Annotated in this window: 18 protein-coding genes; 4 read left to right on the top strand and 14 right to left on the bottom strand. The window is 58.3% G+C overall.

Going from position 1 to position 16,244, the window contains the following annotated elements:
* The first annotated feature begins 24 nt into the window (after window positions 1-24).
* Window positions 25-1,209 carry a M20 family metallopeptidase gene (locus JLG71_RS07025; RefSeq protein ID WP_025106599.1) on the top strand — a complete coding sequence of 395 codons (1,185 nt, stop codon included), beginning with the start codon at window positions 25-27 and terminating at the stop codon, window positions 1,207-1,209.
* Between the two features lie 124 nt (window positions 1,210-1,333).
* Entirely contained in the window at window positions 1,334-2,179 is an 846-nt protein-coding gene (gene sseA, locus JLG71_RS07020) for a 3-mercaptopyruvate sulfurtransferase (RefSeq protein WP_014230369.1), read from the top strand.
* Between the two features lie 39 nt (window positions 2,180-2,218).
* Here sseA and sseB read toward each other — a convergent pair whose 3' ends face one another.
* The 11 genes from sseB to trmJ form a co-directional block, all read right to left on the bottom strand.
* Window positions 2,219-2,995, bottom strand: coding sequence for an enhanced serine sensitivity protein SseB (gene sseB, locus JLG71_RS07015; protein ID WP_025106598.1), 777 nt, complete (start codon window positions 2,993-2,995; stop codon window positions 2,219-2,221).
* Window positions 2,996-3,106: 111 nt separating this feature from the next.
* A complete protein-coding gene (gene pepB, locus JLG71_RS07010) occupies window positions 3,107-4,393 on the bottom strand; it encodes an aminopeptidase PepB (RefSeq protein ID WP_122116704.1) in 1,287 nt (428 codons plus the stop codon).
* Between the two features lie 106 nt (window positions 4,394-4,499).
* On the bottom strand, window positions 4,500-4,700 hold the full coding sequence (gene iscX / locus JLG71_RS07005) for a Fe-S cluster assembly protein IscX (protein ID WP_004104502.1): 201 nt from the start codon (window positions 4,698-4,700) through the stop codon (window positions 4,500-4,502).
* Window position 4,701: 1 nt separating this feature from the next.
* The gene (gene fdx / locus JLG71_RS07000) at window positions 4,702-5,037 is read right to left on the bottom strand and encodes an ISC system 2Fe-2S type ferredoxin (RefSeq protein ID WP_004104503.1); all 336 of its coding nucleotides are present in this window, start codon (window positions 5,035-5,037) and stop codon (window positions 4,702-4,704) included.
* A 1-nt stretch (window position 5,038) separates the two neighbouring features.
* A complete protein-coding gene (gene hscA / locus JLG71_RS06995) occupies window positions 5,039-6,889 on the bottom strand; it encodes a Fe-S protein assembly chaperone HscA (protein ID WP_049069716.1) in 1,851 nt (616 codons plus the stop codon).
* 15 nt (window positions 6,890-6,904) lie between these two features.
* Window positions 6,905-7,420 carry a co-chaperone HscB gene (gene hscB, locus JLG71_RS06990; RefSeq protein ID WP_004104505.1) on the bottom strand — a complete coding sequence of 172 codons (516 nt, stop codon included), beginning with the start codon at window positions 7,418-7,420 and terminating at the stop codon, window positions 6,905-6,907.
* Between the two features lie 75 nt (window positions 7,421-7,495).
* A complete protein-coding gene (iscA, locus tag JLG71_RS06985; protein ID WP_004104506.1) occupies window positions 7,496-7,819 on the bottom strand; it encodes an iron-sulfur cluster assembly protein IscA in 324 nt (107 codons plus the stop codon).
* A 19-nt stretch (window positions 7,820-7,838) separates the two neighbouring features.
* On the bottom strand, window positions 7,839-8,225 hold the full coding sequence (gene iscU / locus JLG71_RS06980) for a Fe-S cluster assembly scaffold IscU (protein WP_002913991.1): 387 nt from the start codon (window positions 8,223-8,225) through the stop codon (window positions 7,839-7,841).
* A gap of 26 nt (window positions 8,226-8,251) precedes the next feature.
* Window positions 8,252-9,466, bottom strand: a complete 1,215-nt coding sequence (gene iscS / locus JLG71_RS06975; RefSeq protein WP_004134936.1) for a cysteine desulfurase — start codon at window positions 9,464-9,466, stop codon at window positions 8,252-8,254.
* A 176-nt stretch (window positions 9,467-9,642) separates the two neighbouring features.
* Window positions 9,643-10,134, bottom strand: coding sequence for a Fe-S cluster assembly transcriptional regulator IscR (iscR, locus tag JLG71_RS06970; RefSeq protein WP_004853217.1), 492 nt, complete (start codon window positions 10,132-10,134; stop codon window positions 9,643-9,645).
* A gap of 237 nt (window positions 10,135-10,371) precedes the next feature.
* Window positions 10,372-11,112, bottom strand: coding sequence for a tRNA (cytosine(32)/uridine(32)-2'-O)-methyltransferase TrmJ (trmJ, locus tag JLG71_RS06965; RefSeq protein ID WP_064404363.1), 741 nt, complete (start codon window positions 11,110-11,112; stop codon window positions 10,372-10,374).
* 120 nt (window positions 11,113-11,232) lie between these two features.
* Between trmJ and suhB the strand changes: the two genes are divergently transcribed.
* On the top strand, window positions 11,233-12,036 hold the full coding sequence (suhB, locus tag JLG71_RS06960) for an inositol-1-monophosphatase (protein WP_004853221.1): 804 nt from the start codon (window positions 11,233-11,235) through the stop codon (window positions 12,034-12,036).
* Window positions 12,037-12,090: 54 nt separating this feature from the next.
* Here suhB and JLG71_RS06955 read toward each other — a convergent pair whose 3' ends face one another.
* A complete protein-coding gene (locus JLG71_RS06955) occupies window positions 12,091-13,071 on the bottom strand; it encodes a nickel/cobalt transporter (protein WP_200914026.1) in 981 nt (326 codons plus the stop codon).
* Window positions 13,062-13,700, bottom strand: coding sequence for a DUF1007 family protein (locus tag JLG71_RS06950; RefSeq protein WP_025106593.1), 639 nt, complete (start codon window positions 13,698-13,700; stop codon window positions 13,062-13,064). The genes JLG71_RS06955 and JLG71_RS06950 overlap by 10 nt, the downstream gene beginning before the upstream one ends.
* Window positions 13,701-13,824: 124 nt before the next feature.
* On the opposite strand from JLG71_RS06950, the gene csiE reads away from it, so the two are divergent.
* A complete protein-coding gene (csiE, locus tag JLG71_RS06945; protein WP_032750899.1) occupies window positions 13,825-15,102 on the top strand; it encodes a stationary phase inducible protein CsiE in 1,278 nt (425 codons plus the stop codon).
* Here the strand turns inward: csiE and JLG71_RS06940 are convergent.
* Entirely contained in the window at window positions 15,099-16,232 is a 1,134-nt protein-coding gene (locus JLG71_RS06940; protein ID WP_004853228.1) for a 3-phenylpropionate MFS transporter, read from the bottom strand. The genes csiE and JLG71_RS06940 overlap by 4 nt on opposite strands.
* Between the last annotated feature and the right edge of the window lie 12 nt (window positions 16,233-16,244).

Here is a 16,244-nt window from a genome sequence, read left to right as displayed (position 1 = left end):
TTTTAGCAAATGATGGAGCCATTGATGATTAATCCTGACATCACCGCGATTATCGCCAGAGAAGAACAGGCGATGATCGCTTTTCGTCGCGACCTGCACGCCCATCCGGAACTTCCCTGGGAGGAGAAGCGCACCACGGATCGCGTCGCCGCCGGACTGGAGGCCATCGGTATCCCTTACCGCCGGACGCATCCCACCGGAATCATCGCCGACATCGCCGGCGGCCAGCCGGGTAAAACCGTGGCTCTGCGCGCCGATATGGATGCGTTACCGGTGGTGGAGCTGAACGACCCGCTCGACTATAAATCACAAACTCCCGGGAAAATGCACGCCTGCGGCCATGACGCCCATACCGCCATGCTGCTGACTGCCGCCCGTGCGTTATATGACGTCCGCGAGCAGCTGGCGGGCAACGTCCGGCTGATCTTTCAGCCTGCGGAAGAGATTGCCGAGGGGGCGAAGGCGATGATTCAGCAGGGGGCTATCGATAACGTGGATAACGTTTTCGGGATGCATATCTGGTCCGGCACGCCGTCCGGCAAAATCTCCTGCAACGTCGGTTCCTCCTTTGCCTCAGCCGATTTGCTGAAAGTGACCTTCCGCGGCCGCGGCGGCCACGGTTCGATGCCGGAGGCCTGCGTCGATGCGGCGGTGGTCGCTTCCGCTTTCGTGATGAATCTGCAGGCTATTGTGGCGCGAGAAACCTCCCCGCTGGAGTCCGCGGTAGTCACCATCGGCAAAATGGATGTCGGCACGCGCTTTAACGTCATTGCCGAAAACGCCGTTCTTGACGGTACCGTGCGCTGCTTCAGCCTGGAAGCGCGCCAGCGCCTGGAAACGGCCATTACCCGCTATGCCGAGCATACCGCCGCGGTATATGGGGCGACCGCTCAGGTTGACTACTGCTACGGTACGCTACCGGTGATCAACGAAGAGCGCAGCGCGCTGCTGGCGCAGTCAGTTATCCGCGACGCGTTCGGCGATGGCGTCCTTTTCAATGAAAAACCGACCACCGGCGGAGAAGATTTTAGTTTTTATATGCAAAATATCCCCGGCGCCTTTGCGCTGCTCGGCTCGGGCAATAAAGAGAAAGGCAGCGACTACGCGCACCATCACGGCTGCTTTAATATCGACGAGCAGGTGATGAAAAGCGGCGCTGAACTGTACGCGCAGTACGCCTGGCGCTACCTGCAGCAAAACGCGTTTTAAGCCAACCCTCCCCCGACGCCGCTCGGGGGAATATCACATTCCCGCCGCCTCTCCTTGAAAATGCCTTGTCGATATCGCAAAAAACAACAACAATCACTCTATTGTTGATGACACGGAGGCACTCATGTCTACCTCGTTTTTTGTCGCTGCCGACTGGCTGGCAGAGCATATTGATGACCCGGAAATCCAGATTATCGACGCGCGGATGGCCCCCCCGGGACAGGAAGAGCGCGATCTTAACGCTGAGTATCAGGCAGGCCATATTCCCGGCGCCGTCTTTTTCGATATCGAAGCCCTCTCTGACCACACCAGCCCGCTGCCGCACATGATGCCGCGCGCGGAGGCGTTTGCCGTCGCCATGCGCGAACTTGGCGTCAGCAGCGATAAGCATCTGGTGGTATACGATGAAGGCAATCTCTTCTCCGCGCCGCGCGCCTGGTGGATGCTGCGCACGTTCGGCGTTGAAAAGGTGTCGATTGTCGCCGGTGGGCTGGAGGGCTGGCGCCGCGATGGGCTACCGCTGGAGCAGGGCCTCCCCGAACTGCCGGAAGGTGATTTTGACGGCCGCGTCGATCCGCTGGCGATCAAGCGCCTGACGGATGTGCTGCTGGTCAGCCACGAAGGATCGGCGCAGATCGTCGATGCGCGCCCGGCAGGACGCTTTAATGGCCAGGTGGCAGAGCCGCGACCGGGACTGCGCAGCGGGCATATTCCCGGCGCGCTAAACGTACCGTGGACGGAACTGGTGATTAACGGCGAACTGAAAACCACCGATGAACTCAACGAGATCTTCGCGCGTCAGGGCGTCGATTTTGAACGGCCGATTATTGCCAGCTGCGGCTCCGGCGTAACGGCGGCGGTCGTCGTGCTGGCGCTCACCACCCTCGGCGTTAACGGCGTTAGCCTGTACGACGGCTCATGGAGCGAATGGGGGGCGCGGACGGATTTGCCGATTGAACCGGCGCAGTAGGCAGTAAAGAGAATAACGGGGGCCTGAGCCCCCGTTGAGTTAAATAATCCGATTGTGCTTAAAGTCGCGCAGGAAACTGCCCCAGCGCTTTTCATAAAACGGCGTGATGTGGGCGATCATAAAGTGGCTAATCCCCTTCTCCCCCTCCACCACCTGACAGATATCAATCGGCTCGTCGCCGGGAAGCGTATCGGTCGCCACGCTGCCGGTCGCCTGAATAACCTCCTCAATATCGCCTTCCGCTTCAATGCCAATCAGCAGGTTGGCTGGCGCATCGGCGCTGTCTTTGATAGAGCATAAAAACGCGCGCTTCACCGTTTTCAGGGTCTTAAACAGCGCGGTCAGCGAGTCCACCATCTGCGCGGGCGGCTCGGCAACCTCAGACAGCAGCAGCGACTCTCCGCCTTCAAGCACGGTCTGGGTGCTGAGCGGGCTGCCCTCTTCCCCCAGCAGATGGCTAATCTCACGCGGCGCAAACTCTTTGCCGGTGGCGAGTTTGGCATTGAGATAGAGCGTTTCGCCGAGGGTCATGGCGAACAGCGTGCGCACCGGCATCACCACAAAAGACTGTTCGTCCTCAACGGCCTGCTGCAGCGCTTCCAGCGAGGTGAAAAAAGGAATGACCGATGTGCCATCATCTTTTTCCCAGTGCTGCAGATCCAGCACGCTGTCTTCAACGACCTGCTCGCCCTGAGCGGCGGCTCCGGGTACCCACACCGTAGCTTCCAGCAGCGTACGGAAAAACGCCGGACGATGGCCTGGCTCGGTAGCCGCCTTCTCCAGCAGGGTTTCTAGCTCATTTTTAGTTTCGGACATAGTAGTTCCACAACGAAAATCCCCTCACCCCGGCTCTCTCCACGAAGGAAGCGGGAGAAAGCCGAACGTGACCTCCCCCTGAAACATCAGGGGGAGGGTCAGGGGAAAGGGTTATTCCGCGGTCAGCAAATTAGCAATAGTGCGCACGCCGAGGCCGGTCGCGCCCGCCGACCACTGCTCAACCGCAGATTTGCGGTAGGTCGCCGAGCAGTCGATATGCAGCCAGCCTTCATGATAATTCTCCACGAAGTGGGACAGAAAGCCCGCCGCGGTGCTGGCGCCGGCCGGATAGGCCGCGCTGCCGGTATTGTTCAGTTCAGCAAAGTTGGACGGCAGCTGGCCGCGGTGGAACTCAGCCAGCGGCAGGCGCCAGAAAGCTTCGTTTTCAGCCTGCGCGCTCGCCAGCAGGCGATTCGCCAGCGCATCATCAAAGCTGAACAGCGCGTGATAATCATTGCCCAGCGCGGTTTTCGCCGCGCCGGTCAGCGTGGCGGCATCGATGATCAGCGCCGGCTTTTGCGCCGAAGCATCGATCAGGCCGTCCGCCAGCACCAGGCGACCTTCCGCATCGGTGTTCATGATTTCCACGGTTTTGCCGTTGCGATAGTGAATAATATCGCCCAGTTTGAAGGCGTTACCGCTAATCAGGTTATCGGCGCAGCACAGATACAGCTTCACGCGCTTGTTCAGGCCGCGCGTGATGGCGAACGCCAGCGCGCCGGCCACCGTCGCCGCGCCGCCCATATCGGACTTCATCGAGTCCATAAACGCGCTCTGCTTGATGCTGTATCCGCCGGAGTCAAAAGTGATGCCTTTACCGACCAGGCAGGCGTACACCGGGGCTTCTTTGTCGCCGGTTGGGTTATAGTCCAGCGCCAGCAGGACCGGCGGACGCTCGGAGCCGCGGCCTACGGTGTGGAGGCCCAGGTAGTTCTGTTCGCGCAGATCTTCGCCCTTGGTGATGCGATAAGAGACGTTATCGCAGGCCACGCTGCATAGCAGGTCTACCGCACGCTGCGCCAGCTGTTCCGGCCCCAGCTCTTCCGCCGGGGCGTTGATGGTGTCGCGGACCCAGTCAATAATGGTCAGGCGGTTATCCAGTTCGCTTTTCTGCGCATCGTCGAGGGCCGGCCACTCCACTTTGCGGCTGCCTTTCGGGCCTTTATAACCGGCCCAGAACGCCCATGCGCGATCGGTATCCCAGCCCTCGCCGTCAAGCGCGACATGTTTGATGCCCATGCCGTCAATTTTTCGCGCCGCGCGCTGAATCAAACCGAGGTCGTCTTTGCCGTTCAGATGCAGGGCGATGCCGTCGTTATTAATGCTGTAAGATGCTTTTTCTCCCCAGCGCGCATCGGCTGGCTGAGCGGTAAGCGTAATTTTCATAGCTTCGGTCATTATCATTATCCTTCTTAGCAAACGGGCCGCCGTATGGCAGCCCGTAAAGTTCTCTCGCTCGTTAATTCATCCGGCTTAAACCACCGGATAAATCATGACGCGAAAATTATTCTGCTTCGTCTAACCAGACTAGCAGAATCGCCTCAAGAATTTTTTCATTGGATGCGTTCGGATCGTCATCAAACTCTTCCAGATCGCAAATCCACTGATGCAGATCGGTGAAGCGAACGGTTTTCGGGTCGAGATCCGGGAAAGCGTCGTACAGCGCTTCGCCGATTTCACGACTATCGGTCCATTTCAGTCCCATATTAATGCTCGCGTGCGTGGTTGATGGTGTAACGCGGAATTTCGATGACCAAATCTTCGTCAGTCACCCGCGCCTGGCAGCTCAGACGGCTGTCGGGCTCAAGCCCCCAGGCCTTATCCAGCATGTCGTCTTCATCTTCGGTACTTTCCGCCAGCGAGTCAAAGCCTTCACGCACGATGCAGTGGCAGGTGGTGCAGGCACAGGATTTTTCGCAGGCGTGTTCAATCTCAATACCGCTACGCAGCGCTGCATCAAGAATGGTCTCACCGGTCTCAGCTTCCACAACTACGCCATCCGGACACAGGTCCTGGTGGGGCAGAAAAACAATTTTTGGCATTTTAAACCTCGTCCACGGATTGGCCTTTCAGCGCGATACGGACCGATTGATCCATACGACGTGCGGCAAATTCCTGGGTTTGTGTGTCGATATTTTTAATCGCTTCTTTGATTGCATCGGCATCATCGCCTGCCGCTGCGGCGCGCACTTGCTCCGCGGCGTCATCGATAGCCTGACGCTCTGCGGCGCTTAACAGCGCGGCGTCGGCGGCCAGCGCGCTGACCAGACTTTCCAGTACGCGCGCGGCTTCAACTTTTTGCTCGGCCAGCATACGCGCCTGGACATCCTGTTCGGCGTAGCTCATCGAATCTTTAATCATGCTGGCGATCTCGCCATCGGTCAGACCGTAGGACGGTTTCACCTGGATAGAGGCCTCAACGCCGGTCGATTTCTCCATCGCCGTCACGCTCAGCAGGCCATCGGCATCCACCTGGAAGGTCACGCGAATATGCGCCCCGCCCGCCGGTAATGCCGGAATGCCGCGCAGCGCAAAGCGCGCCAGGGAGCGGCAGTCCTGCACCAGCTCGCGCTCGCCCTGCATAACGTGGATAGACATCGCCGTCTGACCATCTTTGAAGGTAGTGAACTCCTGCGCGCGCGCCACCGGAATGGTGGTGTTACGCGGGATAACCTTTTCCACCAGGCCACCCATGGTTTCCAGCCCCAGAGAGAGCGGAATGACATCAAGCAGCAGCAGCTCGCTGTCCGGCTTATTGCCCACCAGGATATCCGCCTGAATCGCCGCGCCGATGGCGACAACTTTATCCGGGTCGATAGAGGTCAGCGGCGTACGGCCAAAGAATTCGCCGACGCGTTCGCGCACCAGCGGCACGCGGGTCGAGCCGCCCACCATCACCACTTCCAGCACCTCTTGCGCCTCAACGCCGGCGTCTTTCAACGCGCGACGGCAGGCCAGCAAGGTGCGTTTGACCAGCGGCGCGATCAGCGCATTAAACTGGCTACGGGTCACCTCCCCCTGCCAGCCGCCGACGTTCACCCGCGCCGTCTCGGCATCGCTGAGGGCGATTTTCGCCGCGATCGCCGCGTCGAGCAGCTCGCGCTGCAGGCGGTTATCGCTGCGATCGCTCAGGCCAGCCTGCTCGCGCAGATAATCAGCCAGCAGATGATCGAAATCGTCGCCGCCGAGCGCGGAATCGCCGCCGGTGGCCAGGACTTCAAACACGCCGCGGCTCAAGCGCAGCACGGAGATATCAAAAGTACCGCCGCCGAGATCGTAAACCGCGATGACCCCTTCCTGGCCGGAGTCCAGGCCGTAGGCTATCGCCGCCGCGGTCGGCTCGTTCAGCAGACGCAGCACGTGCAGGCCCGCCAGACGCGCCGCGTCTTTGGTTCCCTGACGCTGAGCATCATCGAAGTAGGCCGGCACGGTAATCACCACGCCGTCGAGCTCGCCCGCCAGCGCCTCGGTGGCGCGTTCGGCCAGCGCTTTTAGAATGTCGGCAGATACGCGGATCGGATTGAGCAAACCCCCCGTAGTCTGAATCATCGGCAGGCCGTTTTCGCTGGCCTGCAGCTGATAAGGCAGATGTGGGTAGCGGGCCTCGATATCGGCCAGAGAGCGGCCCATCATGCGTTTGACGGAGCTGATGGTGTTGACCGGATCCAGAGCGGCGTTTTGTCGCGCGTCATAGCCCACCGTCAAACCCGAAGCCTGATAGTTCACCACCGACGGCAGCAAATAGCGCCCCTGATGGTCGGGCAGAGTTTCGGCCTGGCCGCTACGCACGGTAGCCACCAGTGAATTGGTGGTGCCCAGGTCGATACCCGCCGCCAGACGTCGCTGGTGCGGCGCGGCGCTCAGTCCGGGCTCACTAATTTGTAATAAGGCCATAATTGCTTCCGAAAATTAAAAATCGAGCAGTTTTTCTTCGAGTTGTTCCGCACTGCTTCGCAGTTTATCGAGAAAACGCAGCTTGCGCACGGTATCCGCCGCCGCCTCCCACGTCTCGTTATTCAGTTGTTCAACCATCAGCTGATGCCGGGTATCAAATTGCGCTTTGACCCGCTTGATAAAGCTTTCCAGCCGCGCTTCATCTTTCGCCTTGCCTATCTCATCGAGCTCTTCGCGCAGTTCCAGCTGTTCCATCAGGAACGCGGTATCGCGCACGGTATGCTGCTCGCTGGCGAGATCGAAACCGTGAAGTGAAAGGAGATATTCGGCGCGGGTCAGCGGATGGCGAAGGGTTTGCCACGCCTGATTAATGGTGGCGGACTGCTGCACCGCGGCGAGCTGTTCGGCCGCGCTGCCGCTGGCGAACTTATCGGGATGATACTGGCGCTGTAGCTCCTGGTACCGGGCAGCCAGGGGTTCTAACGAAAGGGTATAGCTGGCCGGTAACCCGAAGAGGGTAAAATAGTCCATAGCAACCTCAGGGTTAACGAGATAAAGCAAACCCCACTTACGGACGTCCGCAGTGGGGTTTAGATTACATTGCGATTATACGTTAAAGCTTTCGCCGCAGCCGCACTCGTCTTTCACGTTCGGGTTGGTGAACTTAAACCCTTCGTTAAGACCTTCTTTGACGAAGTCCAGCTGCGTGCCGTCGAGGAACTGCAAACTCTTGCCGTCGATCACGACCTTCACGCCTTTGTCTTCAAACACGGTGTCTTCTGCCGCCGGCTCGTCAACAAACTCCAGTACATAAGCCATACCCGAGCAGCCGGAAGTTCTGACTCCCAGACGCAGACCAAACCCTTTACCGCGGTTGGCCAGAAAGGTGTTGACTCGCGCTGCTGCACTGTCGCTTAAAGTAATCGACATAACAAACCTCAACTCTTAATTATTTTGCTTCACGTTTGCTTTTGTAATCCGCAATCGCGGCTTTAATCGCGTCTTCCGCCAGAATAGAGCAGTGAATTTTCACCGGCGGCAGCTCAAGCTCGTCTGCGATATCGGTGTTTTTGATCGCCTGAGCTTCGTCCAGCGATTTCCCTTTCACCCACTCGGTCACCAGGGAGCTGGAAGCAATAGCGGAACCGCAGCCGTAGGTCTTGAAACGCGCGTCTTCAATGATACCTTCATTGTTGACTTTAATCTGCAACTTCATCACGTCGCCGCACGCCGGCGCGCCAACCATGCCGCTGCCGACGTTTTCGTCGCTATTGTCGAAGGAGCCGACGTTGCGCGGATTCTCGTAATGATCGATAACTTTTTCGCTGTAAGCCATGATGAATTCTCCTTATTGGTGCCGAATTAGTGATGTGACCATTCAATGCTGTTCAGATCCACGCCCTGCTTGAACATTTCCCACAGCGGAGAAAGTTCGCGCAGACGACCAATGGAGTTGCGAACCAGATTGATGGTGTAGTCAATCTCTTCTTCGGTAGTAAAACGACCTAAAGAGAAACGAATAGAGCTATGCGCCAGCTCGTCGGTCATCCCCAGCGCGCGCAGCACGTAGGACGGCTCGAGGCTTGCGGAAGTACAGGCGGAACCGGAAGAGACCGCCAGGTCTTTCAGCGCCATAATCAGCGACTCGCCTTCAACGTAGTTAAAGCTGACGTTGAGAATGTTCGGCGCGCCCTGCTCGAGATCGCCGTTCAGGTAGACCTCTTCCATATCTTTTACGCCGTCCCACAGACGGTTACGCAGGCCGCGCAGGCGGGCCATTTCGCTTTCCATCTCTTCTTTCGCGATACGGTAAGCTTCACCCATACCGACGATCTGGTGGACAGGCAGCGTCCCGGAGCGCATACCGCGCTCGTGACCGCCGCCGTGCATCTGCGCTTCGATACGAATACGCGGTTTACGACGCACGTACAGCGCGCCGATGCCTTTCGGGCCATAGATTTTGTGGCCGGAGAAGGACATCAGATCAACTTTCAGCTGGCTCAGGTCGATAGGCAGTTTGCCCACGCTCTGGGTCGCGTCAACGTGGTAAATGATACCGCGGGCGCGGCACATCTCGCCGATGGTAGCGATATCCTGCACCACGCCGATTTCGTTATTCACGTGCATAATGGAAACAAGGATGGTGTCATCACGCATCGCGGCTTCCAGCTCTTTTAAATCGATAATGCCGTTACGCTGCGGGGCGAGGTAGGTCACTTCAAACCCTTCGCGCTCCAGCTGACGGCAGGTGTCCAGCACGGCTTTATGTTCGGTTTTGCTGGTGATGATGTGCTTGCCTTTTTTCTGATAAAAGTTGGCTGCACCTTTAATCGCCAGGTTGTCGGATTCCGTCGCGCCGGAAGTAAAAACGATTTCGCGCGGGTCAGCGCCGACCAGCTCGGCAATCTGATTACGGGCGATATCTACCGCCTCTTCAGCCTGCCAGCCAAAACGGTGTGAACGCGAGGCCGGGTTACCAAAGGTCCCGTCCAGGGTCAGGAACTGCATCATTTTCTCGGCAACACGCGGGTCCACCGGCGTGGTTGCGGAGTAATCGAGATAGATCGGTAATTTCATTGCTCTATAAACTCCGTACATCGCTTCAATGCAAGGAATCAGGCAACCGGCTGGATGTACGACCGAGTACACAGGATGTCGGAACATCCTGGCCTGATTCGAAAATCTTTTTTATCTTTTTTACTCAGCTCGTTTCAGCTTGCAGCCGATAGCTGCAAGATGAAACTGAACGAGAACTACGCGCGCAGTTTGACGTCGATGGCGTCCTGAGCGCGGGTGCTACGCTGGGATTCATGGTTGTGCTGACGGCCGGAGACATCAAGGATTTCCTGGTTATTCACCAGTTCGCCCAGCGTGATGTTATTCAGAAAACCGGTCAGTCGCTCGCTCAGATCGCGCCACAGCGCGTGAGTCAGACACTTATCGCCGCCCTGGCAGCCGCCTTTACCCTGACAACGGGTGGCGTCAACGGATTCGTCCACTGCGCTGATAACTTCGCCAACCGCGATGCTACCCGCTTCTTTACCTAACAGATAACCGCCGCCTGGACCACGTACGCTGGAAACCAGGCCATTTTTGCGCAGGCGAGAGAACAGCTGTTCCAGATAGGAAAGCGAAATTCCCTGACGCTCTGAAATATCAGCCAACGGAACCGGACCCGATTCAGAGTTGAGCGCAACGTCAAGCATCGCGGTCACGGCATAACGCCCTTTAGATGTCAGTCTCATGTCTTACTTAACCTCAAACTCGCCCCTGCCCGGGCTTTTTATTAATATGGGTATTGCATAGCAAGGGCAAGTCTGACATTCCCGAGTAAATTGGTCAACTATTTACTTGACTGTTTTAGTCAGGTATTTGGCTTTCCGTGCCGTTTCACTTCAGCGCTGCCTGGTGCCCTCGCCCCGGCCCTCTCCCATAAGGAGAGAGGGAACCCGCAGTACCGCGCCGCCGGGCAACGGCGTGCACTATGACTCTTTATTTTTCTGCTGCTGCTCAATTGACGCCAGCATGCCGCGCAGGATGTTCAGCTCCTGGCTTTCCGGGCGGGCGCGGGTAAACAAACGGCGCAGCTTGTTCATCACCTGGCCCGGGTGGCTGGCGCGGATAAACCCGGTTGCCAGCAGCGTCTGTTCCAGATGATCGTAGAAACGCTCTAAATCATCCACCAGCGGATACGGGGTTTCTTCATGCTCGACGACAGGTTCATTTTGTTCCTGCGCCGCCAGCCAGGCCATACGCACTTCATAGGAGATAACCTGCACCGCCATCGCCAGGTTCAGCGAGCTGTATTCCGGGTTGGCAGCGATTGCCACATGGTAGTGACACTTCTGCAGCTCTTCGTTAGTCAGGCCGACGCGTTCGCGGCCAAATACCAGCGCGATCGGCGCATGCTGCGCTTCAGCAACGCTTTTCAGGCCGCATTCACGCGGGTCGAGCATCGGCCACGGCAGCGTACGGGAGCGCGCGCTGGTCCCCACGACGAGGCTACAGCCCGCCAGCGCTTCATCAAGGGTATCAACGATGTGGGCATTGCCAATGACGTCGCTGGCCCCCGCCGCCAGAGCGATGGCCTGAGAATCGGGTTTGACCAGAGGATTGACCAGCCACAGGTTGGTTAACCCCATGGTTTTCATTGCGCGGGCGACGGAGCCCATATTGCCGGTGTGTGAGGTTTCTACCAGTACGATTCGAATATTTTGCAGCATTAGGGTTCTTCGGCTAAAGATTATTCGTGCATGCTATCATAAAACGAAGACATAAGGAGATTTCACTGTTACTATATGCGCCGTTTTTTCCCGTTCTTTAACATCCAGTGAGAGATACCGATGCATCCGATGCTGAACATCGCCGTGCGCGCAGCGCGCAAGGCGGGTAATTTAATTGCCAAGCACTACGAAACCCCTGACTCCGTAGAAACCAGCCAGAAAGGCAGCAATGATTTTGTGACTAACGTCGATAAAGCCGCCGAGGCGATGATTATCGAAACCATTCGCAAATCTTACCCGCAGCACACCATCATCACCGAAGAAAGCGGTGAGCACGCTGGTGAAGATCAGGATGTTCAATGGGTTATCGATCCACTGGATGGCACCACCAACTTCGTCAAACGTCTGCCGCACTTCTCCGTCTCCATCGCCGTACGCATTAAAGGCCGTACTGAAGTGGCCGTGGTTTACGATCCGATGCGTAACGAACTGTTCACCGCGACCCGCGGTCAGGGCGCGCAGCTGAACGGCTACCGCCTGCGCGGCAGCAGCGCTCGCGACCTGGATGGCACGATCATCGCCACCGGCTTCCCGTTCAAAGCAAAACAGCACGCGACCTCTTACATGAACATCCTCGGCAACATGTTCACCGAATGCGCGGATTTCCGCCGCACCGGTTCCGCTGCCCTGGATCTGGCCTACGTTGCCGCTGGCCGGGTTGACGGCTACTTTGAAATCGCGCTGAAACCGTGGGATTTCGCGGCAGGCGAGCTGATCGCCCGTGAAGCAGGCGCTATCGTCTGCGACTTTACCGGCGGCCATAACTACCTGCTGACCGGCAACATCGTTGCAGGTAACCCGCGCGTCGTTAAAGCGATGCTGGCCAATATGCGCGAGCATCTGAGTGAAGCGCTGAAGCGTTAATTTCTCACCGCATGAAAAACCAAAAGGAAGCCGCGGCTTCCTTTTTTTATCGCATTAAAACGGCCGCAGGCCGCCGCCCGATGGCATCGCGCTACTCCACATCACGATGGCCGCCGCCAGTAAAATCACGCCGCCGGCCAGCGCCAGCGTTGCCCAACCGATCTGCTTCCACAGCGCCGGTGCCCGATTCGCGCTCAGCCTGACCGCCAGCTGGCGGAAACCATGAACCAGCAGCGCCAGCGCGCTAATCGTCAGCGAGGTTCCCGCCGCCATCGCCATCGCGGCCGCCATGCCCCAGCCAAATACGCCGATAACCTTGCTGAACAACAGCACCATAATGGCTCCGGAGCAGGGCCGCATCCCCATTGACAGCACGATAGCCAACCGCGCCCGCCAGTCTTCGCCGCTTTGCAGCTGTTCCGGCGCCGGCAGATGCTGGTGCCCGCAACCGCAGCTGGCGTGATGAACGTGATGCGCGGTGAAGGCGGTGAATGTCGGTCGGCGCAGCAGCATCCGCAGCTTTTTCAGCGCCCGCCAGCACAGCAAAAGGCCCAGCGCGCCGACCAGCAGATAGCTTCCCTTTTCCAGCCAGAAGCTGCTCAGATGCAGCTGTCTTGCCGGCAGCCGCAGCAGCGTCAGTACCACCACCACTAAGACGATAGCCACCAGCCCCTGCAGCAGCGAAGCGGCCAGCGTCAGGCCGATGCTCGATTTCAGCTTCGACGGATGGGTTGCCAGCCAGGTGGTTATGACCACCTTGCCGTGCCCCGGCCCCAGCGCATGCAGGATGCCGTAGGCGAAGCTAAATCCCAGCAGCGACAGCCCGGCGGCGGCAGGATTCTCCGCAACCGCCTGCAGAAGCCGACTCAGTTCGACATTCAGCGCGCGCTGCCAGACCGCGCTTTGCAGCAGCACCTGCGGCCAGGCCCGCCATAGCCAGAAGCCAGCTCCGGCTGCCAGCAGCAGAAACAGCGCCAGCGGCCACAGCTGACGCCAGCGCGGCGAACGGCCGGTTTGAGCAAAAATCACTGACATTGCAGCGTCACCTTTTGCGCGAAGTAATTCCCCAGTTCCATATCCTCCGGCGGCGCATCCGCCTTATCCAGCGACTGCGCGTAGGACAACATTTTTTCGTTAGGCTTCGGCGTCATCACTTTTGCCGTGCAGCTTGTCTTCATCGCCGTCGGTAGTGTGAAGTCTGCGTCTTTGTCGTAATACATATCAACATAATAGGTCGGGTCGTAGGTGGAAAAGGTGAAGGTTTGCCCGGCCAGAGGCTGCGGCTTCGCCAGCGGCAGGGTAAAGGTGAGCACCGCCTGATGACCGCTGCGTTCAAGGCCATAACCAGCGGGCCGATTATCAAACTTCACCCGCTGGCCGTTGTGCCATAGCTCGCTGAAATAGTGCTGGCCCAGCACGTTCGCCATCACTTCCGCCGCCAGCTTTTTCCAGATTTCGCTACCGGGTTTAGCGTTGCCCGCATCATAGAGCAGATCGGCGGAGGTGATTTCATCCATCGTCCAGCGCATTTTAAAGCCGGTGAGCAGCCCATTTTCCGCCACGGCCTCCGTTTGCAAACTGATGAAACTGTGCGGATGCGCCGCCGCAGATAGCGATAAAAACATGAAAAACGCTACGCTGACGCATTGTTTCACTCTCTTCATCTGTTCCTCGCGTGAAAAATTCTGTGAACCCCGCCAGCAATCCTGATGTAAAGACCCGGAAATGCCCTGTTCACCCTCAATACATTAACTACTCTTAACGAAAACCCTAACTGGAACTAACCGGATGATGACAGTGATTGAACCACCATCTGTGCTTTCCAGTCCACAGCGCCGTAGCCAGGTGCTCCTGATGTTTTATCTGCCCGGGCAGTCCGTGACGCCCGAATGGCTGGGTAACCTCACCCAGGTTGATGAGGATACCGCCCGGCAGGACATTGCGGAGACGGGACGCGAGATTCAGCGTTATCACCGCTTGACCCTTGCTTCACAAGCGGACGGCAGCTATCGGATGGAAGGCGCCGCGCTCGATCAACGCTTATGCCTGCTGCACGGCCTGCGCCGCGGGCTGCGCCTGTGCCCGCATTTTGTCAGCCACCATTTTACCCCGGCATTGAAAACGCAGCTTAAACAGCAGGGTATCGCACGCACGCTGTATGACGACACCAATCTTCAGGCATTGGTCAACCGCTGCTCGCGCGCCCTGAACCGGCAGTTTGACTGCCGCGACGTGCATTTTCTGCGTCTTTATTTACAGTATTGTTTGCTGCAGCACCACCTTGGACAGAGCCCCACTTTCACCCACGAGCAGCAGCGCTGGGCGCAAGCCGCCGCCGAGTTTTCCCTCGCCGAGGAGATTGTCCGCCACTGGCAGCGGCGGGTTGCGGCAACGCCCCATGCCGGAGAACAGCTGTTTCTGGCCCTGCTGTTTATGCTGTTGAAAACCCCCGATCCTATCCGCGATGGTCATCAGCACGATCGCCGTCTGCATCTGGCCATTTCCGGGCTGATTCACCGCTTTCAGAACCTGGCGGGCCGTCCGTTTAGCGATGAACAGGGGCTGAGCGATCAGCTCTATATTCACCTTTCGCAGGCGCTACACCGCAGCGTTTTCGCTATCGGTATCGATAACGCGCTGCCGGAGGAGATTGGCCGTCTTTATCCCCGTTTGATGCGCACAACGCAGGCTGCGCTGGCGGAGTTCGAAGCCAGCTGGCAGGTACGCTTTAGCCAGGAGGAAGTCAGTTTAATCGCGGTGATCTTCGGCGCCTGGCTGATGCAAAAAAGCGATCTGCAGGAGAAACAGGTGGTTCTGCTGACCGATGATAACCCGGACCTTGAGCAGTCGCTGGAGCAGCAGCTGCGCGAGTTAACCCTGCTGCCGCTCAATATAAAGTATTTGAGCGTGAGCACCTTTCAGAAAGAGGGCGCGCCGAAGGAAGTGACGCTGATCGTCACTCCCTATGCCACGGCGCTGCCGCTGTTTTCGCCGCCGCTGTTTCACGCCGAAGAGACGTTCAGCGATCATCAGCAGCAGCAGATTTGCAAAATGCTGGAGGCCTAAGCCACCGCTTTTGGCCGCACCACCAGCGCCGGTAAGGCCACCAGCGCCATCACCCAGAAAACGCCCTGGTGCAGATGCTGGTAGAGGAAACCGGCAAAGACCGTCATCACCGCAATGCTGCCGCCCATCGCGACGGCGGAGTAGACCGCCTGCAGGCGGATCACTTCGCTGCCCTGACGCGCCGCAATGTAGCGCATCGCCGCCAGATGGCACACCGTAAAGGTGCCGCAGTGGAGGATCTGCGCGACGATAAGCCAGGGTAGCGCCGTCGTCCAGCCCATCAACGTCCAGCGAATTAGCCCGCACACCGCGGACAGCAGCAGCAGATCGCGGGCGCTAAAGCGGCGGAAGACTTTTTTGCTCAGCGCGAAAATCACCACTTCCGCCACGACGCCAAGCGACCACAGGTAGCCCACGGCGGAGGCGGAATACCCCGCTTCCTGCCAGTAGATAGCGCTAAATCCGTAGTAGGCGGCGTGCGCGCCCTGCAGCAAACAGACGCAGGCGAGGAAGCGCCAGCTTTGCCGCACCAGCGTAAGCCAGGCCGCCAGGCCGGCCGCTTCCTGCTGGCGGGATTCGCCCTGCGGCTGCACCGACGGCTTCAGCAGCATGCCGAGCAGCATGGAGGCAATACCGACGCTGAGCATCACCAGTATCATCCGGTAGTCATACAGGCTGACCAGCTTCCCGGTCAGCGCCGAGCCAATGACGAAAGCTATCGACCCCCACAGGCGCACGCGCCCGTAGTCCATGGTGATCTGCTTTTGCCAGGTATTCGCCAGCGCGTCGGTCAGCGGCACCAGCGGCGAGAAAAAGAGGTTAAAGCCGACGATAATCACCATTAGCCAGGCAACCTGGTGGCCGATCCAAAATGCGAGCGCAAAGAGCAGCGTCAGCAGCGCCAGAATGCGCAGAGAAGAGATAAGACGGGACGGGTCGCTGACCCGCGGCGCAATCAGCAGGCTGCCAAGAAAGCGCGACACCAGCCCGGCGCCGAGCAGCATGCCGATGGTTTCCGGCGTCAGGCCAAGTCCGGAAAGCCAGACGCTCCAGAAAGGCAGGAAGATGCCGTAGCTAAAAAAATAGGTGAAGTAACTTAGCGCCAGCCAGCGCGTGGAGTGTAAGACCATGATTCCCTCCCG

The sequence above is a fragment of the Klebsiella michiganensis genome (assembly GCF_015139575.1).
GTDB lineage: Bacteria > Pseudomonadota > Gammaproteobacteria > Enterobacterales > Enterobacteriaceae > Klebsiella > Klebsiella michiganensis.
Note: the sequence above shows the minus strand (reverse complement) of the source record. Positions and strands in the feature narration are given on the sequence as shown.